This window comes from Rhodospirillales bacterium (assembly GCA_016872535.1).
Classification (GTDB): Bacteria; Pseudomonadota; Alphaproteobacteria; order Rhodospirillales; family 2-12-FULL-67-15; genus 2-12-FULL-67-15.
In genome coordinates this window covers 1-18,368 of the sequence record VGZQ01000003.1, presented here as the reverse complement: position 1 = coordinate 18,368, position 18,368 = coordinate 1, and the positions used below count along the sequence as shown (strand labels likewise).

The window sequence follows — 18,368 nt, the reverse complement described above, 5'->3', positions numbered from 1 at the left end:
CTATTCGTTATTTCGCCACCACGACCTTGCCGGCGATCGTTTTCAGCGCGCGCAGGCGGGCCGCGGGCGGATCGATATCGGTGATCAAGGTGTGGGCGCGCTCGAACGCGGCGACGCGCGCGGGCGCGGTGCGGCCGAACTTGGTGCCGTCGACCAAGAGGACGACGGCGCGGGCCTGGGCGATCATGGCTTCGTGCAGCGCCGCCGCCTCGCGCGTGTAGTCCATCAGCCACGGGTGATCCGACACCACCGCCGGGCTGACGAAGGCCATGTCGGCGAGATGGCCGGCGAGCATGGCGGGCGCGTCGCGCCCGAAGGTGGCGCTCTGGTTGCCGGCCAGCTCGCCGCCGAGGAGAAACACCTTGTTGTCGTTGCGCCCGGCGAGCCGTCCCGCCACCTCCAGATCGTTGGTCAGGATCGTGAGCCGCCGCCGCGCGACCAGCATTTCGGCGAGGCAGAGCGCGGTGGTGCCGCAATCGAGAATCACGCTTGCCCCGTCGGCGACCGTTTCGGCGGCCGCGCGCGCGATCGCGCGCTTGCCCGCGATGTTGACCTTCATGCGGTCGGCGACCGCCGGCTCGACCGCGCCGAGCGCCAGCGCCCCGCCGTGGGTCTTGGCGAGCTTGTTGTCGGCCTCGAGGCGCAGCAGATCGCGCCGTATGGTTTCGCGCGACACTTTCAGCCGACGGGCGAGTTCGGCGACGCTGGCCGAGCCGTGACGGGCGATGACGTCGAGAATCAGGGCGCGGCGGCGTTCCGCGAGCATGGCTAAAATCCTAGCGTTCCCGGAAGTATCAAGAAAATATCACTTTTTCCCCGTTTATGCATCACCATAGCAAGGTAGAATGGCGGCGGGCGCGGCACTCCCCTGGGGTAGTGGCGAAGTGAGGAATATTGTGGAACTATGTGGTGCTGAAAAAACCCGGCTTTCCGCGCACGGCCGCAACACGCCAACAACATCATCGACAAGGAGGATCCGACCAATGACCTTTCAACGCGCCGCCAAAATCGCCTGGGGCCTGGCCGCCGGCGTGGCCCTGGCCGCCTTCGCGGCCCAACCCGCCGCCGCCAAGACCGATCTCTTGATCTACACCGCGATCGAGGCCGACGAGCTCGCCAAGTTCAAGAAGGCGATCGAGGACGCCGTGCCCGACGTGGACGTGAAATGGGTGCGCGATTCGACCGGCATCGTCACCTCCAAGCTGCTCGCCGAGAAAGACAATCCCAAGGCCGACATGGTCTACGGTTTGGCCGCCACCAGCCTGGTGCTGCTCGCCAACCAGGGTTATTTCCAGGGCTACGCGCCCAAGGGCCTCGACAAGCTCGACAAGCGCTACTACGACACCAAGAACAACCCGCCGCAGTGGATCGGCCAGCGCGTCTACGCGGCGGCCGTCTGCGTCAACACCGTCGAGGCCAAAAAGAAGAACCTGCCGATACCGGCGTCGTGGATGGACCTGACCAAGCCGGTCTACAAGGGCAGCGTCGTCATGCCCAATCCGAATTCGTCGGGCACCGGCTTCCTCGACGTCTCCAGTTGGCTGCAGATGTGGGGCGAGAAGGACGGCTGGGCGTACATGGACAAGCTGCACGAGAACATCGCCCGCTACACCCATTCGGGCTCGGCGCCGTGCCGGCTCGCGGCTTCGGGCGAAGTGCCGCTCGGCGTCTCCTTCGCTTACCGCGGCGTGAAGTCCAAGGCCGAGGGCGCGCCGCTCGAGGTCGTGTTCCCGTCCGAGGGACTCGGCTGGGAACTCGAAGCCTTCGCCATCGTCAAGAATACCAAGAAGCTCGACCTCGCCCGCAAGGTCGCCGATTGGTCGGTCAGCCGCCAGGCCATGGACCTCTACGCCCCCGGCTACGAGGCCGTTTCCATGCCCGGCGTTCCCAACCCGACCAAGGAGCTGCAGGATATCCCGAACAGGTTCGCCAAGAACGACTTCGGCTGGGCGGCGGATAACCGCATCCGCATCCTCAACGAATGGCAGAAGCGTTACGACTCCAAATCCGATCCGAAGAAGTGACGGTTTCGTTATCGCCGCTCCTCGTCGGTTTTCGTCCAGGCGAAAGCGACCCCTCCCCCTACCCCCTCCCGCAAGGGGAGGGGGGTTACTATAAAAGTCCCCTCCCCCCTTGCGGGGGAGGGTTGGGGTGGGGGGTTGGGATTTCTCGATGACGGCACTCGAGGAAAATGTACGGGAAGCGCGAACGGAGCGCGCCCCCTATCTCTCGATCCGCGGCCTGAGCAAGATGTTCGGCGAGTTCGCCGCGCTCAGCGACGTGTCGCTCGACGTCCACGAGGGCGATTTCGTCTGTTTCCTCGGGCCCTCGGGGTGCGGCAAGACGACGCTGTTGCGCGCCATCGCCGGGCTCGATATCCAGACCCGGGGCCAAATCATCCAGGCCGGACGCGATATTTCGGCGTTGCCGCCGGCGGAACGCGATTTCGGCATCGTCTTTCAGTCCTACGCTCTCTTTCCCAACCTGACGGTCCGCAAGAACGTCGCCTACGGCCTCGAATCGCGGCGCGCGGCGCGCGCCGAGACCGCGCGACGGGTGAACGAATTGCTGGACCTGGTCGGGCTTACCGAACACGCCGACAAGTATCCCTCGCAGATTTCCGGCGGCCAGCAGCAGCGGGTCGCGCTTGCCCGCGCGCTCGCCACGTCGCCCGGCCTGCTGCTCCTCGACGAACCGCTGAGCGCGCTGGATGCCAAGGTGCGCGTTCATCTCCGCCGCGAAATCAAGGCGCTGCAGGAAAAGCTCGGCGTCACCACCATCATGGTCACCCACGACCAGGAGGAAGCACTGACCATGGCCGACCGGATCGTGGTCATGAACCAGGGCCGGATCGAGCAGGTCGGCACGCCCGAGGACATCTACGGCCGTCCGGCGACGCCGTTCATCGCCGATTTCGTCGGCTCGATGAACTTCCTCAAGGGTACGGTGACCCCAGGCGGGCGCGTGCGCGTCGGCGCGGTCGAATTCGCCGCCGGCGAAGGGCTCCGCGCGGGCCAACCCGCGACCGTCTGCGTCCGGCCCGAGGACGTGACGGTGCGCGGCATCGCGGCGGCGGACGCCAACGCGTTTCCGGTTTCCGTCGCCACGATCGAATTCCTGGGCTCGTTCTGGCGGGCGACGCTTAGGAGCGAAGGCGACGGCGGATTCGAACTGCTCGCCGACTTTTCCACCAACCTCGTGCGCGACCTCGGCGTGCGCGAGGGCGCGCAGTTCCTCGTCGCCGTCCCGCCCGAGCGCATTCTCGTCTTCAACGGCAAATCATAGGTCGTCGCCGTGAGCCGGCCCGTCATCGCGGTCTCCCCGGAGGGCCTCGCCCCCGTGCGGGGGCCGATCCGGGCGCGCATGTCCGCCGACGACAAGATCCTTCTCGCCGCGACCGCGCTGATCGTCGGCGCGCTCCTGATCGGGATCGCCGCGCCGCTCTACGCCCTCCTCGCCAAGGGCTTCCAGAACGCCGACGGCCAATTCGTCGGGCTCGCCAATTACCGGACTTATTTTTCGACCCCGGCGCTGTTCTATTCGATCGGCAACAGCCTGGTGGTCACCTTCATCACCACCCTGATCGCGCTGCCGCTCGCCTTCCTGTTCGCCTACGGCCTGACCCGCACCTGCATGTCGTTCAAGAGCGTGTTCAAGGGGATCGCGCTGATTCCGATCCTGATGCCGTCGCTGCTGCCCGCCATTTCGCTCGTTTACCTGTTCGGCAACCAGGGGCTCGCCAAGGGCCTGCTCATGGGCGAAACCATCTACGGGCCGATCGGCATCGTGCTGGGCGAATTGTTCTACGTCTTCCCGCACGCGCTGACGATCCTTCTGATCGCGCTATCGACCAGCGACGCCCGGCTCTACGAGGCGGCTGAATCCCTCGGCGCCAGCAAGACGCGCATCTTCTTCACCGTCACGCTTCCCGGCGTGCGTTACGGCCTGATCAGCGCGTTCTTCGTCGTCTTCACCCTGGTCATCACCGATTTCGGCGTGCCTAAGGTGATCGGCGGCAAGTACAACGTGCTGGCGACCGACGTCTACAAACAGGTGGTCGGGCGGCACGATTTCGAGATGGGTGCGGTGGTGAGCATGATCCTGCTCGGCCCGGCGGTGCTCGCCTTCTTCGCCGACCGGCTGGCGGAGCGGCGCCAGAGCGCGGCGCTGACCGCGCGCGCGGTGCCGTACGAAGCCAAACCGAAGCGCGGCCGCGACGCCCTGTTTTTCGCGTTCTGCGCCCTGGTCGGGGCCGCGATCCTGACCGTGCTCGCGGTCGCGGCCTACGCGTCCTGGATCAAGCTCTGGCCCTACAACCTGACGCTCACCAACTACCACTACCAGTTCGACCTGCGCGACGGCGGCGGCTGGGCGTCGTACCGCAATTCGCTGGTCATGGCGGCGTGGACCGCCGCGATCGGCACCACGGTCGTGTTCGTCGGCGCCTACCTGGTCGAAAAATGCCGCGCTTTCCGCACGGCGCGGCTCGCGCTCCAGTTCCTCGCCATGATGCCGATGGCGGTGCCGGGATTGGTGCTGGGCCTCGCCTATGTCTTTTTCTTCAACGCGCCCAGTAACCCGCTCGGCGGCCTCTATCACACCATGGCGATCCTGGTGATCAACACGGTCGTCCATTTCTACACCGTCGCGCACCTGACCGCCGTGACCGCGCTGAAGCAGTTGGACGCCGAGTTTGAGGCGGTGTCGGCCTCGCTCAAGGTGCCGGTCTACAAGACCTTCGCGCGGGTCACGGTGCCGGTGTGCGCGCCGGCCGCGCTCGACATCAGCATGTATCTGTTCGTCAACGCCATGACCACGGTGTCGGCGGTGGTGTTCCTCTACGCCCCGCACACGGCGCTCGCTTCGGTCGCGGTGCTCAACATGGACGACGCGGGCGAACTGGCCTCGGCCGCGGCCATGGGCATGATGATCGTCTACACCTCGGCCGCGGTGCGCATTCTCCACTTCGCGCTGACCCGGGGGGTGTTGGCTCGCACCCAGGCGTGGCGGCGAAGGTAGCTTTCTTCACTCTTGCGTGAACGCGACGGCTGTATCTTTTCGACCCGATACGGGTTGGGCATAGTCGCGGCGGTTCACGACCAACTTTCGCAAGAGGGGGTATCTCGCCATGAAACGTTTCGCGTTCGTTTTCGGCGCCGCCGCCTTCGCACCGGCCCTCGCCCTGGCCCAAGCGCCGACGCCGGACCTTGCCGCCGGCAAGGCCAAAGCCGAGCAGGTTTGCGCCGCCTGCCACGGCGCCAACGGCGTCAGCGTCAGCGCCGCCATCCCCAACCTCGCCGGCCAGAAGCAGGCGTACCTCGCCTCGCAACTGACCGCGTTCAAGTCGGGCGCGCGCAAGAACGCGGTCATGAACGCGATCGCCGCCCAGATCACGCCGGCGGACATTGCCAACGTCGCCGCCTTCTATGCCGGCCTGCAGGGGGCGTCCAAGGGCACCGACACCTCGTCCATGTTCCCGACTCTGCTCAACACCCGGGTCAAGCTGCCCGACGATTACCGCACGAAGTACACCCTCTATCAAACGGTCAACTATCCCGAGCGGCCGCAGGTGCGCCATCTCTATGCCAACGACGTTGCCGTCAAGGCGGCGAAGGACGGCAAGCCCATGCCCAACGGAGCGATCTTCGTGCTCGATGTCTTCACGCCCAAGCTCGATTCCGCCGGCAAACCGGTGACCGGCAAGGACGGCCATCTGGAACCCGATAAGATTTCCTTCACCACGGTGATGGAAATGCAGGCGGGTTGGGGCAAGGACATCCCGGACCTGCTCAAGAACGGCGACTGGAACTACGGCATTTTCAACGCCGACAAAACGCCGCGCGGCACCGCCAACCTGGCCGAGTGTTACGCCTGCCATAAACCGTTGGACAAGGACGATTTCCTGTTTTCGCTCAAGCCGCTGCGCGAATTCGCGGCGAAAAAGTAAGCCGGCGGGGCTTTCGATCCGACCGCCGGGTTCCGCTCGACGGAACCCGGCGATGTCTGGATTCAGGCGGAAATATCCTCGATAATCGGGGTCCCGCCACCCATCAGGGAACCCGCCATGCCCCGCACCGCCGGCCGCTCGCTGCTTCGCGCGCGCAAGTCCCCCACTCGCACGAAAAAAACCCGCCGCGCCAAAACCAAATTTCGCGATCCCATTCTGCTGACGCCGGGCCCGCTCACCACCACCCGCGCGACCAAGGAAGCCATGCTGCGCGATTGGGGCTCGCGCGACGCCACCTTCATCGCCATCAACGCCCGCGTGCGCGACCGGCTGCGCGCCATCGTCAACGCCAGCGACACCCACGTCACCGTGCCGATGCAGGGCAGCGGCACCTTCGCGGTCGAGGCCGCGATCGGAACCCTGGTGCCGAGGAACGGCAAGGCGCTGGTGCTGGTCAACGGCGCCTACGGCAAGCGCATGTGCAAGATTCTCGACTACATGGGCCGCGCCTATGCGGCCTACGAGACGGCCGAGGACACGCCGCCCGATCCGGCCGAGGTCGACCGGCGCCTGGCCGCCGATCCGTCGCTCACCCACGTGCTGATGATCCACTGCGAGACCACGTCGGGATTGCTCAACCCCGTCGACGAAGTCGCCCGGATCGCGAAGGCGCGCGGGCGCGCGCTGCTGCTCGATTCCATGAGCGCGTTCGGCGCCATTCCGCTCGACCTCAAGGCGACGCCGTGCGACGCGGTGATGGCGTCCTCCAACAAGAACCTGGAAGGCGTGCCGGGGATGGGCTTCGTCATCGTCCGGACCGAGACGCTCAAGGCCGCCAAGGGCAACGCCCATTCGCTCAGCCTCGATCTCTACGACCAGTGGCAGGCGATGGAAGCCAACAAGCAATGGCGCTTCACCCCGCCGATTCACGTCATCGTCGCCCTCGACAAGGCGATCGAGCAGTTCGACAAGGCGGGCGGGGTCAAGGGCCGCAACGCGCGTTATTCCGCCAACTGCCGGACCCTGGTCAACGGCATGCGCAAGATGGGTTTCGTCACCTTGCTGCCGGATAAGCTGCAGGCGCCGATCATCGTCACCTTCCGCATGCCGAAAGACCCCAACTTCAAGTTCGAGCGGTTCTACAATCTGCTGAAGGATCAGGGCTATGTCATCTATCCGGGCAAGCTCACGGTCGCCGATTCCTTCCGCATGGGGTGCATTGGCGCCATTGGCCAACGCGAAATGCGCGGAGCCCTGGCCGCCGTGCGGAACGCTCTGCGCGAATTAGGGGTGAAATCCGGCGCGCCCTGAGGCTACTATGGCCGGTATAAACGTCGTCGACAAACCAGACAGGGGAGGCCCCAAAGATGTTACGTCGCACGCTGTTGGCCGCCGCCGCGTTCGGCCTGCTCGCCGCTCCGGCCGCGTTCGCCCAAACCAACGAAATCCGTTTCGGCCTGATCCCGTCCGAGGACGCGGACAAGCTGATCGCCGATTCGCAGCCGTTCATCAAGGCGTTCGAGGCCGCGGTCGGCATGAAGGTTAAGCCGTTCGTCGCCCTCGACTACAGCGCGGTCGTCGAGGCGCTGAAATCCGACAAGCTCGAAGTCGCGTTCCTGGGTCCGGCCGCCTACATCCTGGCCAAGGATAAGGTCAAGGTGGGGGTTGATCCGGTCGCGCGCGGGGTGATGGCGCAGACGGGAAAATCCTCTTACCGCGCGCTGATCATCGCGCATCCCGATCAGCCGATTCGTTCGCTCGCCGACCTCAAGGGCAAGACCTTCGCGCTGGTCGATCCGGCCTCGACCTCGGGCAACTTCGTGCCCCGGCTCGCGCTGCACAAGAACGGCATCAACCCGGAAAAGGATTTCAAGTCGCTCTATTATTCCGGCACCCACCAGGCCTCGTTGATCGCGGTCAAGGAAGGCAAGGTCAACGCCGCCGGCATCGCCGACGAGGTCTACGATCTTGCCATATCCCGCGGCCAATTGAAGAAAGAGGACGTGCGGATCGTGTTCGAGTCCGATCCGATCCCCGGCTCGCCCTTCGTCGTGCGTACCAACCTGCCCAAGGACCTGCAGGACAAGCTGCGCAAGGGCCTGCTGGCCATCAGCAACGTCCAGTTCGGCAAGCTCGGCGTCGTCAACGCGATGGATCCGGCGACCGACAAGGATTACGACACGGTGCGCGAACTGATCGCCTTCCAGGATCAGCAGAAGAAAGCAGCCGGTAAGTGAGCGAAACGTCCACGGCCGGGGTGGAATCGTGACCGCCCCGGCCGCGCCGATTCTCGAGGTCCGCAACCTCAACAAGCGTTATGGGGCGCACACCGCGCTTCACGACGTGTCGTTCGACGCGCGCGCCGGGGAATTCATCGTTGTGCTCGGCCGTTCCGGCGCGGGCAAATCCACGCTGATGCGCTGCATCAACCGCCTGGTCGAGCCGAGCGGCGGCGATATCCGCTTCGAGGGCACGCCGACCCCGAGCGGGCGCCGGGACCTGCGCCACATGCGCCGGCGCATCGGCATGATCTTCCAGCAGTTCAACCTGGTGAAGCGACTCTCGGTGCTGTCCAACGTGCTGACCGGCACGCTCGGCTATAAGGCGCTGCTGCCGTCGCTCGCTTTCCGCTTCGGCCGCGAGGAAAAGCTCGCCGCCCTCGACTGCCTGGAGCGCGTCAACATGGCGCACAAGGCGTTCCAGCGCGCCGATACGCTCTCCGGCGGCGAACAGCAGCGCGTCGCCATTGCCCGCGTGCTCAACCAGAAGCCGGTGTTGCTGCTGGCCGACGAGCCGGTCGCCAGTTTGGATCCCAACATCGCCCGCGTCGTGCTGCGCTATCTCCGCCGTATCAACGAGGAGTTGGGCATCACCGTGCTGCTCAACATCCACCAGGTCAACTACGCGCGCGAGTTCGGCGAACGAGTGATCGGGCTTGCCGGCGGTGGCATCGTGTTCGACGGCCACGTCCGCGACCTGAGCCAGGACACGCTGCACGGCATCTACGGCGCGACCGTCGACGACGAGGAGGACGACCGTGAACGCGCCTGATCCCGCCGGCCGCCCCTCCCCCGCCGACCGCCGCCAGCGGTTGGAGGAACTGCTCGATTCCGCGCGCACGCCGGCCGAACGGCTGCGCCAGACCGTGACCGTCGGCGGCGGCGTCCTGGTCGCCCTGGTCGTCCTCTACGTCAGCGCCCGCGACACCGATCTGAGCCTGGGAGAATTCGTGCGCGGCCTTCCCGCCATCGCCAGCTATGTCGGGCGCATGTTCCCGCCGGACTGGGCCTTCACCCCGCGCATCGTGCAGCCGACCATCGAGACCATCGAGATCGCCATCTGGGGTACCGTGCTCGGCATCGTGCTCGCCATCCCGCTCGGCCTGATGGCGGCGCGTAACATCTCGCCCCACGTCGTCGTCTACGGCAGCGCGCGATTTATTCTCAACGCGCTGCGCGGCGTTTCGGAACTGGTGTTCGCGCTCATCTTCGTGTCCGCCGTCGGCCTCGGCCCGTTTCCCGGCATTCTCGCGCTCGCGCTGCACAACGCCGGCATGCTCGGCAAGTTCTACGCCGAGGCGATCGAGGCGGTCGATCACGGCCCGGTCGAGGCGATGCAATCGACCGGCGCCGGCTGGTCGCAGACGGTCGCCTACGCCATCGTCCCCCAAATCCTGCCCCACTTCATCACCTACAATCTCTACCGCTTCGAGGTCAGCATCCGCTCGGCGACCGTGCTCGGCCTGGTCGGCGCGGGCGGGATCGGGTTCCATTTGATCTCCAGCATCCGGCTGTTCGATTACCAGACGACCGCCATGGTCCTGATCGTGATCATTGCCCTGGTGATTTTGACCGATTGGGCCGGCAACAAAATCCGCGCCCGCATCCTCTGAAACGGCCGACGCCTAGACGTAAATCATCTTCCGCGTCATGCCGCCGTCGATCACCAGGTTGGCGCCGGTAATGAAGCCCGCGTGATCGCCGAGGAGATAGGCGACGGCCTCGGCGATGTCATCGGGACGGCCGACACGGCCCGCCGGATGCTGGGCATGGTCGGCGGCGGACAGTTCGCCGGTTTTATGCGCGCGGGCCGCGCCTTCCCCGCGCGTGTCGATCCAACCCGGGCTGACGCAATTGACCCGCACCTCGGGCCCGAGGCTGATCGCCAGCGCGTGCGTGAGAGCGACGAGACCTCCCTTGGAAGCGACGTAGGCTTCGGTGTTCGGTTCGCTCATCAGCGCGCGGGTCGAGGCGATGTTGACGATCGCTCCCTTGGCCGCGCGCAAATGCGGCGTCGCGTGCTTGGCGCACAAGAACGCGCCGGTCAGGTTGGTGCCGATAATCCGATTCCAATCGGCGAGCGCGAGCTCGGTCACCTTCGCCGCCGAGGCCTTGGCGATGCCGGCGTTGTTGACGAGGCCGTCAATCCGGCCGAAGCGAACGAGCGTGGCGGCGATCGCGTTCTTGACGTCGTCTTCCTGGCGCACGTCGGCCTGATGGAAATGACACGGGCCGATCGCCACGAATTCGGCCTCGAATTTCAAGCCCGCTTCGCGATCGATGTCGGCGATCGCCACCGCCCAGCCCTCTTGCAGCAGACGACGCGCGATCGCGCGCCCGATTCCTCGGCCGCCCCCCGTCACGAAGGCGCACCTACGCGTATCGTCGATCATCGTACAGTCCCCCAAGCTACTTTTTTATTGTCACGATGATGACTCGCCCCAAAAGCGGCCGCCACCTTTTTCGATATTCGATTCGTGGTTAACGAGAAAAATAACGCTTCTCGCCCGCGGCCGTTTAAACACCCTCCCCGCACACGGATTTAGCGCGGAGTCGCCATTATTCGGCCGGGAACGAAGTCTGATGGGCGGCGGCAACCCGCACCGCTTTGCTCGATTCCTTCGAAGAGGCTCGTTCGGTTATTGCGATTCCATCGCAATAGCCTCGAACAAGGCGCGACAGGCGACGGGATTGGTTGTCAGCGCTTCGAATACCAAGCCGCCACCGCCAAGGTCATCGGCAATCGCCGGACTGTCGAGACTCCGGACCCCCATCGTCCAGCCCGCGAATAACCGCCGGGCCAGCTTTCCCTTGGAAACCAGGGTTACGTCGCGGTGTCGCGGGTCTTTTTTGATCATGGCGAACAGGCGATGGATGTCCGCCCCGTTACCCTCCAGGTATTGAACGAACGCCCCGTCGAAATGAATCAGATAACCGGTGATTCCGTTCAGCGGATTGTATGCTCGCGCTTCGGCAACGATGTCGTCGAGCGGCGACCGTGCTACGGCTTTGGCCGGCCTACTTGAGCAGATCAGGAATTGAAGGTCGTCGTCACCCCGTTCCTTGGCGCGATGGGAGTTGGTCGCCGCGATCAGCAATTCGTCGGCAGGCATAGGGCGGTAGAACAGATATCCCTGAATGCAGTCGCAGCCCAAAGCGCGAAGCATATTTCTTTGGTTCTGAGTCTCGACGCCTTCGGCGATAAGCATCAGTTTCAGCGATTTCGCCATGCGACACAGGGCGGAAACGATGATTCTGCTGTCGGGGTCGATATCGATGTCCTGGATGAATTCCCTGCCGATCTTGAGAACATCGATCTTGAGTCGAAGCAACTGCACCAGGGACGAATAGCCGCTACCGAAATCGTCCACCGCGATGCGCATGCCCAACCCCGCCAACCGGTCGACGACCTCGCGATTGAAGGAAGGATCGGCCATCAGGGACGTCTCGGTAATCTCCAGAAGCAGGCGCCTGGGATCGGCGCCAGTTTCCTTCAGAATTGCGGCATATTTGTCAACCAGCAGCGGATCGGCCATCTGGCGCGCCGACATGTTGAGCGAGACATAGGGGGCGTTCTCCCCGGCCTGTTCGCGCCATCGCTTCTCGGTCCGGCATCCCTGCTCGAAGACCCAATAGCCGATCGCGACGATGGTCCCGTTCATCTCGGCGACGGGAATGAAGACAGCGGGCGACTCCTCACCTTCGGCAGAGCGCCAGCGCAGGAGAAGCTCGCCGCCGACCACCACGGATGAACGGATGTCCACAATCGGCTGATACACCGCATGGAATTCGTCGCGCTCCAACGCCGTGCGCAACCCCGTGGAAATGGACAGGCGCCGCTGCGCCTCCTTCTGCAGGTCTTCGTTGAAGAACCGCCATCCCGCCCGCCCGGACCCCTTGACGAAATACATGGCGGTGTCGGCGGCACGGACAAGATCGTCGGCGGTATGGGTGGAACCATGCCCGGCGGCTATGCCTATGCTGGCGGTCACGAACAGCTTGTCCGTCCCATATGGCACGGCCTGCTTTGCGGCGTCGAGGATGCGTTCCGCGAGGGAGGAGAGCATGGCCGGAGAATCCACGTGCTCGCACAGGATCACAAATTCGTCGCCGGCAAGGCGTCCGACCGTATCCCCCGGGCGCACCGCTTGGATGAAGCGCTGGGAAATTTCCTTCAGCAGATAGTCGCCGGCTTCGTGGCCGTACTTGTCGTTCACCGCCTTGAAGCCATCCAGGTCGATGAACAGCAGGGCGATGTTATCGCCGCGCGCTTTCGACCGGTGAAGGACCTTTTCGAGGCGCTCGTAGACCAGGGCGCGGTTGGGAAGGCCGGTCAGTGGGTCGTGGGTGGCGCGCCGGGTCAGTTCGGCTTCCGCTTCCTTCGCCGCGGTCATGTCGCGCAAGGTTGCCACCAGCACCCAGGATTCGCCGTCGCGGAATTTGGCAATGGACGCTTCCAGCGGGAAGAAGGTGCCGTCTTTGCGATAACCGGAGATCTCGCCCCGCCTTCCCATCCGGCGCTCGGTCTCGTCGCCGGCCAGAAAGCGGGCCATATGCTCTTGATGGATGGCCCGCAGATGGGGCGGAACCAGAAGGTGAACCGACAGTCCCTTCAGTTCACCGTTGGCATACCCGAACATTTCGGACACGGCGCGATTGGCGTCGGTGATGAACCCGTTCTGGTCCGTAGCCAGGATCGCCATGTCGGCCAGCGCCAGGATTTTCTTTGCCGTTCCCACCCAGCGATAGGCCTCGCCGGCTTCCGACGCCATGCGAGCGACCGCTTGCGGACCGAAAGGCAATTCCGCGAAACGGGGTTCGCTGGGACGGGGCCGGTAGCGCTCGGGGATTTGCGGCGGAATCGGTCTGAATGCCTGCACCACTTCGAAGGTTCCGTCCTTCCGGCAGCGGGCTAGATAGGAGTTCACCGTCGCGTGGTGCGACGCCGCATCCATGCGCACCTCTCCCTGCGGCCCGAGCACCCGCACATTCTCAAGCGCGGCGGCAAGGGCCTCCGGCTCCGTGTTTCCGGCGATCCGGGCTGCTTCGGCAAAAGCCTTGACACAGACATAAGTCCCCTCGCCGAAATTAGTGAGCACGCCATTGCCACGTGGCCATAGATCCGAAACGCCGGGCAATTCCTTCAGCCGAGCCAGGTAGGCCCGGGATTGGGGCGTGTCGATCGACATGAAATAGGTATTGCTGGAATAGAGCCCATCCCGAGCCTCGGGGGACAGCCGCCCGGCAATGATTTCGTCGAAATGCCCCATGACCACCGCCATGTGGCTTTTGATCCCCATTTCGGCGAAGCGGGACAGCAGAGTGATCTGGTCGGCGCCCGCAAAATAAGGGACGAAGACATCCGCGCCGGATCGGGCCACGCGCTCCAGCAGGCCATCGATCTCCTCGGTGCGGACGCCAAGGGGCAGATATTCCTCGCCCACGATCTCGCCGTTCAGCGCGGCCAGGGACCGCTTGCACGCGTCGATCGATCCGTGCGGCCATTCGTAATTGTTGCCGGCGAAGAACATCTTTACGCCATAGTGTTCGGCCATGAACGGAATCATCTTGTCGATTTGCTGGTTGGGAAGGGCGGCGAAGTGGAAGAACCAGCGCGACGAGATGCTGCCTTCGTAGAAAGAGAAGTTGAGATAGGGAATGCCCAGAGGGGCGGCGACCTTGGCCGCCACGTCGATGCGCGCGTTCGAAAGCAGGTTGCCGATGATGGCGCTGCACCCGTGCTCCTGAATCAATCGTCGTGCCGCCGGGACCGCCGTCTGGGGCAGACTGCCGTCATCCTCGACCATCAATTGCAGGGGGCGCCCGAGTACGCCGCCGCTCTCATTGATTTCGGCGCAGGCAATGGTGGCCGCCCATATGATTTCCTGGCCATACATTTCCACGAGGCCAGTCAGGGGCGGCATCAAGCCGAGGCGAACGGGGATGTTCGGCACGAAGACTGTTCGGTGCTATTAAGAACTGAGGCTGTTTTTCACCCAGATCTCGGTTCTCGAATGTATAGTTTAAATATGGCTCTACCAAGTCTCGGTTGGGGTTATGCCAAGTCTCTGTAATTGCGATTGAAAGACAGGTTTTCCAAAGAACGGCCGATCTGATTCGAGACGGCCGGCATCGGGAGCGCCGCCATTCGACGACGATCTTCGACCCGATTTGATTTCCAATCAAATCGGTCAGGTCTGTTCCGCGCCTATCGGTGGGATCGGTCTCACCACCAAGCGAAGACTCTCCGGAAACAACCAATCTTGTGAACCTGACGGCCGAACTCGAACCACAAGACGCCGAACGGACCTTGCACAAACCCCCTTTTAGGCTTGTTTTTCCTTCTTTCTCAAAGTGTTATATTACGTCTCGACCCTCCAGCCAGGACTCCTCGCCCATGCCCGCCTCCCTCAAAACCATCTCCCCGGTGGATGGCCGGGTCTACGTCGAACGCCCGCTCGCGTCCGCCGCCGACATCGGCGGCGCCCTCGAACGCGCCCGCGCCGCCCAGAAGAAATGGAAAAGCGTTCCGATCGCCGAACGCTGCCACCTGCTTCTCAAGGCCGTCGACGCTTTCGTCGTCAACAAGGACAAGATCGCCGAGGAAATCACCTGGCAGATGGGCCGCCCCATCGCGCAATCCCCGGGCGAGGTGCGCGGGTTCGAGGAACGCGCGCGCTACATGATCAAAGAGGCGCCCGCGGCGCTGGCCGACCGCGACGTCGGGCCCAAGGAAAATTTCCGGCGTTTCATCCGGCCCGAACCGCTCGGCGTCGTCTTCACCATCGCGCCGTGGAACTACCCCTACCTGACCGCCGTCAATTCGATCGTGCCGGCCCTCGCCGCCGGCAACACGGTGATCCTCAAGCATTCGCACCAGACGCCGCTTTGCGCCGAACGGTTCCAGGCCGCGTTCGACGCCGCCGGCATTCCGGCGGGCGTGTTCCAGCATCTTCACCTCACCCATGCCGACACCGAAAAGGTCGTCAAGTCGCCGGAGGTCGCCTTTGTCGCCTTCACCGGTTCGGTCGCCGGCGGACGGACGGTGGAAAGCGCCGCCGCCGGGCGCTTCATCGGCGTCGGGCTCGAGCTGGGCGGCAAGGATCCGGCCTATGTCCGGCCCGATTGCGACCTCGATCACGCGGTCGAAAACCTGGTCGACGGCGCGTTCTTCAATTCCGGCCAGTCGTGCTGCGGGATCGAGCGCATCTACGTCCACGCCGACGTTTACGACCGCTTCGTCGAGGGCTTCGCCGACCTGACACGCAAGTACAAGCTCGGCGATCCCTCCAAGCCCGAAACCAACCTCGGGCCCATGGTGCGCGCCGACGCGGCCGAATTCGTGCGCCAGCAGATCGCCGAGGCGGTCAAGCGCGGCGCCAAGGCCCTGATCGATGAGCGCGCCTTTCCGGCGAGCAGGCAGGGTACCCCCTACCTCGCGCCCCAGGTGCTGGTGAACGTCGATCATTCCATGTCGGTGATGATGGAGGAATCGTTCGGCCCGGTGATCGGCATCATGAAGGTCAAGGGCGACGACGAGGCGATCCACCTGATGAACGACAGCCCGTATGGTCTGACGGCCGCGATCTGGACCGCGGACGAAAACGCCGCGATCCGCATCGGCGACGCCGTCGACACCGGCACCTGGTTCATGAACCGCTGCGATTATCTCGATCCGGCGCTCGCCTGGACCGGGGTCAAGGATTCGGGACGCGGATGTACCCTTTCCATCCTCGGCTACGAGCACCTGACCCGGCCGAAATCGTTCCACCTCCGCGTCAAAACCTGAGAATCGATCCATGAGCGAACAAACGTCTCCTATCGGCAACTGGAACTATCCGACCAAGGTCCGCTTCGGCGCCGGGCGGATCAAGGAACTGCCGCGCGCGTGCGAAGCCCTCGGGATGAAACGCCCGCTGCTGGTGACCGATCCGGGGCTGGCGAAACTGCCGATGATCGGCGCGGCGGTCGATTCCCTAAAGAAGGCTGGTCTGACTGCCGCCGTGTTCAGCGACGTCCGCCCAAATCCCGTCGGGCGCAACGTGGACGACGGTCTTACCGCCTATCGCCAGGGCAGCCACGACGGGGTGATCGCCTTCGGCGGCGGCAGCGCGCTGGACGCCGGCAAGGCGATCGCGCTCATGGCCGGGCAGAGCCGCCCGCTCTGGGATTTCGAGGACGTGGGCGACAACTGGAAGCGGGTCGACGAAAAGGGCATCGCGCCGACGGTGTCGGTGCCGACGACGTCGGGCACAGGCTCCGAGGTCGGCCGCGCCAGCGTGATCGTGGACGAGGCGACCCACACCAAGAAGATCATCTTCCACCCCGGCATGATGCCGGGCCAGGCGATCCTCGATCCCGAACTGACCGTCGGCCTGCCCCCGCACATCACCGCCGCGACCGGCATGGACGCCTTCGCCCATTGCCTGGAGGCGTTTTGCGCACCGGGCTTCCATCCGCTCGCCGACGGCATCGCCCTCGAAGGCATGCGCCTCGTGCGCGACTACCTGCAGCGCGCGGTCAAGGACGGCCGCGATCTCGCCGCGCGCGCCCACATGATGGCGGCGGCGACCATGGGCGCGACCGCGTTCCAGAAGGGGCTCGGCGCGATCCATTCGCTCTCGCACCCGGTCGGCGCGGTCTACAACTCGCATCATGGCCTCACCAACGCCGTGTTCATGCCCTACGTGCTGGTGTTCAACCGCAAGGCGATCGCCGAGCGCATCGCCGCGGCCGCGCGCTACATCGGCCTATCCAAACCGACCTTCGACGGATTCCTGGACTGGGTGATGGATCTCCGCCGCGAATTCAAGATCCCCCACACCTGCCGCGAGTTGGGCGTCGAGGAAAGCCGGCTCGACGAACTGTCGCAAATGGCCGCCAACGACCCGACCGCGGGCGGCAACCCGGTGCCGCTCGACGTCGCCAACCTCAAGGGCTTGCTCGAGGCGGCGATGGCCGGACGGGTGTAAAATAGGGCCGAAATGTTCGAAGCCGGACTGCTCGCCTTCACCACCTTCTTCGCCACCGTCGCGCCGGTGGACGTGGCGGTGCTGTTCGCGGCGCTGACCCCGCACGCCTCGCAGGGACGCCGGATCGCCATGGCGCTGCGCGGCGTGCTGATCGCGGCCGCGATCCTGTTCGCGTTCGCCCTTTTCGGCAACAAGCTCTTGGAATTGCTCGGCATCAGCCTGGCGGCGCTCCGCGTCGCGGGCGGCGTGCTGCTGCTGCTGATGGCGATCGACATGGTGTTCGCGCGTTCCTCGGGCGGCGTCACCACCACCGACGACGAGGACCTGGAGGCCGGCCATCGCCACGACATTTCCGTCTTTCCGCTGGCGACGCCCTTGATCGCCGGGCCGGGCACCATGGGCGCAGTCATCCTGCTCTATGCCCAGGCGGCGGGCGACACGGCCCGCGTCACGGCGGTGTTCATCGCCCTCGGTTTAGTCCTGGCGCTGACCTTCGCGCTCCTGCTGGTGGCCGCGCGCCTCGGCCAGTTCCTCGGTATCACCGGGCAGAACGTGATCACCCGCGTGGTCGGCATCCTGCTCGCCGCCCTTTCGGTCCAGTTCATCTTCGACGGCGTGCGCGAGAGCGGGCTTATCTAACTCTCATGGAAGAATATCTATTCATAGATTTCTCTAGACCCCCTTAAGAAAGGATTTTGCTTTTTTCTGAGAATCATCGTAACTACTCGAACTCCGATTATTCGGTTTTCTGCTACCTACCTGACGTCCATGAGTTATGCCACCAGCGATCCTAGCTGCATTATTCATCCAAGCAGGCCAAGTTTCGATATCCTTCACTGCAAACTCGACCTGACGATCAAACCAATTTTTTACATCGGACATAGTAACTCTCCCTTCGCTCATTAATGCCTTAAACGACTTTCCTTAAGAAGAGCATCCAAAAACGCAACGACTGTTTCCTCTAACTGTATATAAGCCAAGATTAATCGCTTAACTCTCGGGTTCGATTTCTTTTTAATCCGCTCGACTACATGGCCTGTGTTTGACCTTCCCCCCGTTTTTAGGTCCAACCGGAGGGTGAGTTTTCCCGTTAATTTTGACCCAGGGAGGACCCACCATGAAGCGCAGCAGGTTCAGCGAGGAACAGATCATCGGCATCCTTAAGGAGGC

General features: G+C 64.1%; 14 protein-coding genes. 11 read left to right on the top strand and 3 right to left on the bottom strand.

Annotated elements, in window-relative coordinates; genetic code table 11:
- Positions 1 to 7 precede the first annotated feature (7 nt).
- Positions 8 to 766 (bottom strand): DeoR/GlpR transcriptional regulator, encoded by a 759-nt coding sequence (locus tag FJ311_01270; protein MBM3950066.1) that lies wholly within the window; start codon positions 764 to 766, stop codon positions 8 to 10.
- 217 nt (positions 767 to 983) lie between these two features.
- Here FJ311_01270 and FJ311_01265 point away from each other — a divergent pair, with 217 nt between their 5' ends.
- The 8 genes from FJ311_01265 to phnE all read left to right on the top strand — a co-directional run bounded on the left by FJ311_01265 (position 984) and on the right by phnE (position 9,839).
- Complete coding sequence (locus FJ311_01265; GenBank protein ID MBM3950065.1) at positions 984 to 2,024, top strand: putative 2-aminoethylphosphonate ABC transporter substrate-binding protein; 1,041 nt, start codon at positions 984 to 986, stop codon at positions 2,022 to 2,024.
- A 148-nt stretch (positions 2,025 to 2,172) separates the two neighbouring features.
- Entirely contained in the window at positions 2,173 to 3,285 is a 1,113-nt protein-coding gene (locus FJ311_01260; protein ID MBM3950064.1) for a putative 2-aminoethylphosphonate ABC transporter ATP-binding protein, read from the top strand.
- Between the two features lie 78 nt (positions 3,286 to 3,363).
- Positions 3,364 to 5,019 carry a putative 2-aminoethylphosphonate ABC transporter permease subunit gene (locus FJ311_01255; GenBank protein ID MBM3950063.1) on the top strand — a complete coding sequence of 552 codons (1,656 nt, stop codon included), beginning with the start codon at positions 3,364 to 3,366 and terminating at the stop codon, positions 5,017 to 5,019.
- 109 nt (positions 5,020 to 5,128) lie between these two features.
- Entirely contained in the window at positions 5,129 to 5,947 is an 819-nt protein-coding gene (locus tag FJ311_01250) for a c-type cytochrome (GenBank protein ID MBM3950062.1), read from the top strand.
- Positions 5,948 to 6,064: 117 nt separating this feature from the next.
- Positions 6,065 to 7,258, top strand: coding sequence for a 2-aminoethylphosphonate--pyruvate transaminase (locus FJ311_01245; protein ID MBM3950061.1), 1,194 nt, complete (start codon positions 6,065 to 6,067; stop codon positions 7,256 to 7,258).
- A gap of 56 nt (positions 7,259 to 7,314) precedes the next feature.
- Positions 7,315 to 8,184, top strand: coding sequence for a phosphate/phosphite/phosphonate ABC transporter substrate-binding protein (locus FJ311_01240; protein MBM3950060.1), 870 nt, complete (start codon positions 7,315 to 7,317; stop codon positions 8,182 to 8,184).
- A 49-nt stretch (positions 8,185 to 8,233) separates the two neighbouring features.
- Positions 8,234 to 8,998 carry a phosphonate ABC transporter ATP-binding protein gene (phnC, locus tag FJ311_01235; GenBank protein MBM3950059.1) on the top strand — a complete coding sequence of 255 codons (765 nt, stop codon included), beginning with the start codon at positions 8,234 to 8,236 and terminating at the stop codon, positions 8,996 to 8,998.
- Positions 8,999 to 9,038: 40 nt separating this feature from the next.
- A complete protein-coding gene (phnE, locus tag FJ311_01230) occupies positions 9,039 to 9,839 on the top strand; it encodes a phosphonate ABC transporter, permease protein PhnE (protein MBM3950058.1) in 801 nt (266 codons plus the stop codon).
- A gap of 12 nt (positions 9,840 to 9,851) precedes the next feature.
- Here the strand turns inward: phnE and FJ311_01225 are convergent, their stop codons facing one another.
- The gene (locus tag FJ311_01225; protein ID MBM3950057.1) at positions 9,852 to 10,619 is read right to left on the bottom strand and encodes an SDR family oxidoreductase; all 768 of its coding nucleotides are present in this window, start codon (positions 10,617 to 10,619) and stop codon (positions 9,852 to 9,854) included.
- A 246-nt stretch (positions 10,620 to 10,865) separates the two neighbouring features.
- Complete coding sequence (locus FJ311_01220; GenBank protein MBM3950056.1) at positions 10,866 to 14,150, bottom strand: EAL domain-containing protein; 3,285 nt, start codon at positions 14,148 to 14,150, stop codon at positions 10,866 to 10,868.
- Between the two features lie 473 nt (positions 14,151 to 14,623).
- On the opposite strand from FJ311_01220, the gene FJ311_01215 reads away from it, so the two are divergent.
- From FJ311_01215 to FJ311_01205, 3 genes are read left to right on the top strand one after another with little or no spacing between them, the layout of a single operon-like run.
- Positions 14,624 to 16,015 (top strand): aldehyde dehydrogenase family protein, encoded by a 1,392-nt coding sequence (locus FJ311_01215; protein ID MBM3950055.1) that lies wholly within the window; start codon positions 14,624 to 14,626, stop codon positions 16,013 to 16,015.
- 10 nt (positions 16,016 to 16,025) lie between these two features.
- Complete coding sequence (locus FJ311_01210) at positions 16,026 to 17,198, top strand: iron-containing alcohol dehydrogenase (protein MBM3950054.1); 1,173 nt, start codon at positions 16,026 to 16,028, stop codon at positions 17,196 to 17,198.
- A 12-nt stretch (positions 17,199 to 17,210) separates the two neighbouring features.
- Positions 17,211 to 17,837 (top strand): MarC family protein, encoded by a 627-nt coding sequence (locus FJ311_01205; protein MBM3950053.1) that lies wholly within the window; start codon positions 17,211 to 17,213, stop codon positions 17,835 to 17,837.
- The last annotated feature ends 531 nt before the right edge of the window (positions 17,838 to 18,368 follow it).

What these genes read in the sequence shown, in the direction of transcription:
- FJ311_01270 (MBM3950066.1), bottom strand. Translation starts at nt 766, where the DNA reads ATGCTCGCGGAACGCCGCCGCGCCCTGATTCTCGACGTCATCGCCCGT.
- FJ311_01265 (MBM3950065.1), top strand. Translation starts at nt 984, where the DNA reads ATGACCTTTCAACGCGCCGCCAAAATCGCCTGGGGCCTGGCCGCCGGC.
- FJ311_01260 (MBM3950064.1), top strand. Translation starts at nt 2,173, where the DNA reads ATGACGGCACTCGAGGAAAATGTACGGGAAGCGCGAACGGAGCGCGCC.
- FJ311_01255 (MBM3950063.1), top strand. Translation starts at nt 3,364, where the DNA reads ATGTCCGCCGACGACAAGATCCTTCTCGCCGCGACCGCGCTGATCGTC.
- FJ311_01250 (MBM3950062.1), top strand. Translation starts at nt 5,129, where the DNA reads ATGAAACGTTTCGCGTTCGTTTTCGGCGCCGCCGCCTTCGCACCGGCC.
- FJ311_01245 (MBM3950061.1), top strand. Translation starts at nt 6,065, where the DNA reads ATGCCCCGCACCGCCGGCCGCTCGCTGCTTCGCGCGCGCAAGTCCCCC.
- FJ311_01240 (MBM3950060.1), top strand. Translation starts at nt 7,315, where the DNA reads ATGTTACGTCGCACGCTGTTGGCCGCCGCCGCGTTCGGCCTGCTCGCC.
- FJ311_01225 (MBM3950057.1), bottom strand. Translation starts at nt 10,619, where the DNA reads ATGATCGACGATACGCGTAGGTGCGCCTTCGTGACGGGGGGCGGCCGA.
- FJ311_01220 (MBM3950056.1), bottom strand. Translation starts at nt 14,150, where the DNA reads ATGCCGCCCCTGACTGGCCTCGTGGAAATGTATGGCCAGGAAATCATA.
- FJ311_01215 (MBM3950055.1), top strand. Translation starts at nt 14,624, where the DNA reads ATGCCCGCCTCCCTCAAAACCATCTCCCCGGTGGATGGCCGGGTCTAC.
- FJ311_01210 (MBM3950054.1), top strand. Translation starts at nt 16,026, where the DNA reads ATGAGCGAACAAACGTCTCCTATCGGCAACTGGAACTATCCGACCAAG.
- FJ311_01205 (MBM3950053.1), top strand. Translation starts at nt 17,211, where the DNA reads ATGTTCGAAGCCGGACTGCTCGCCTTCACCACCTTCTTCGCCACCGTC.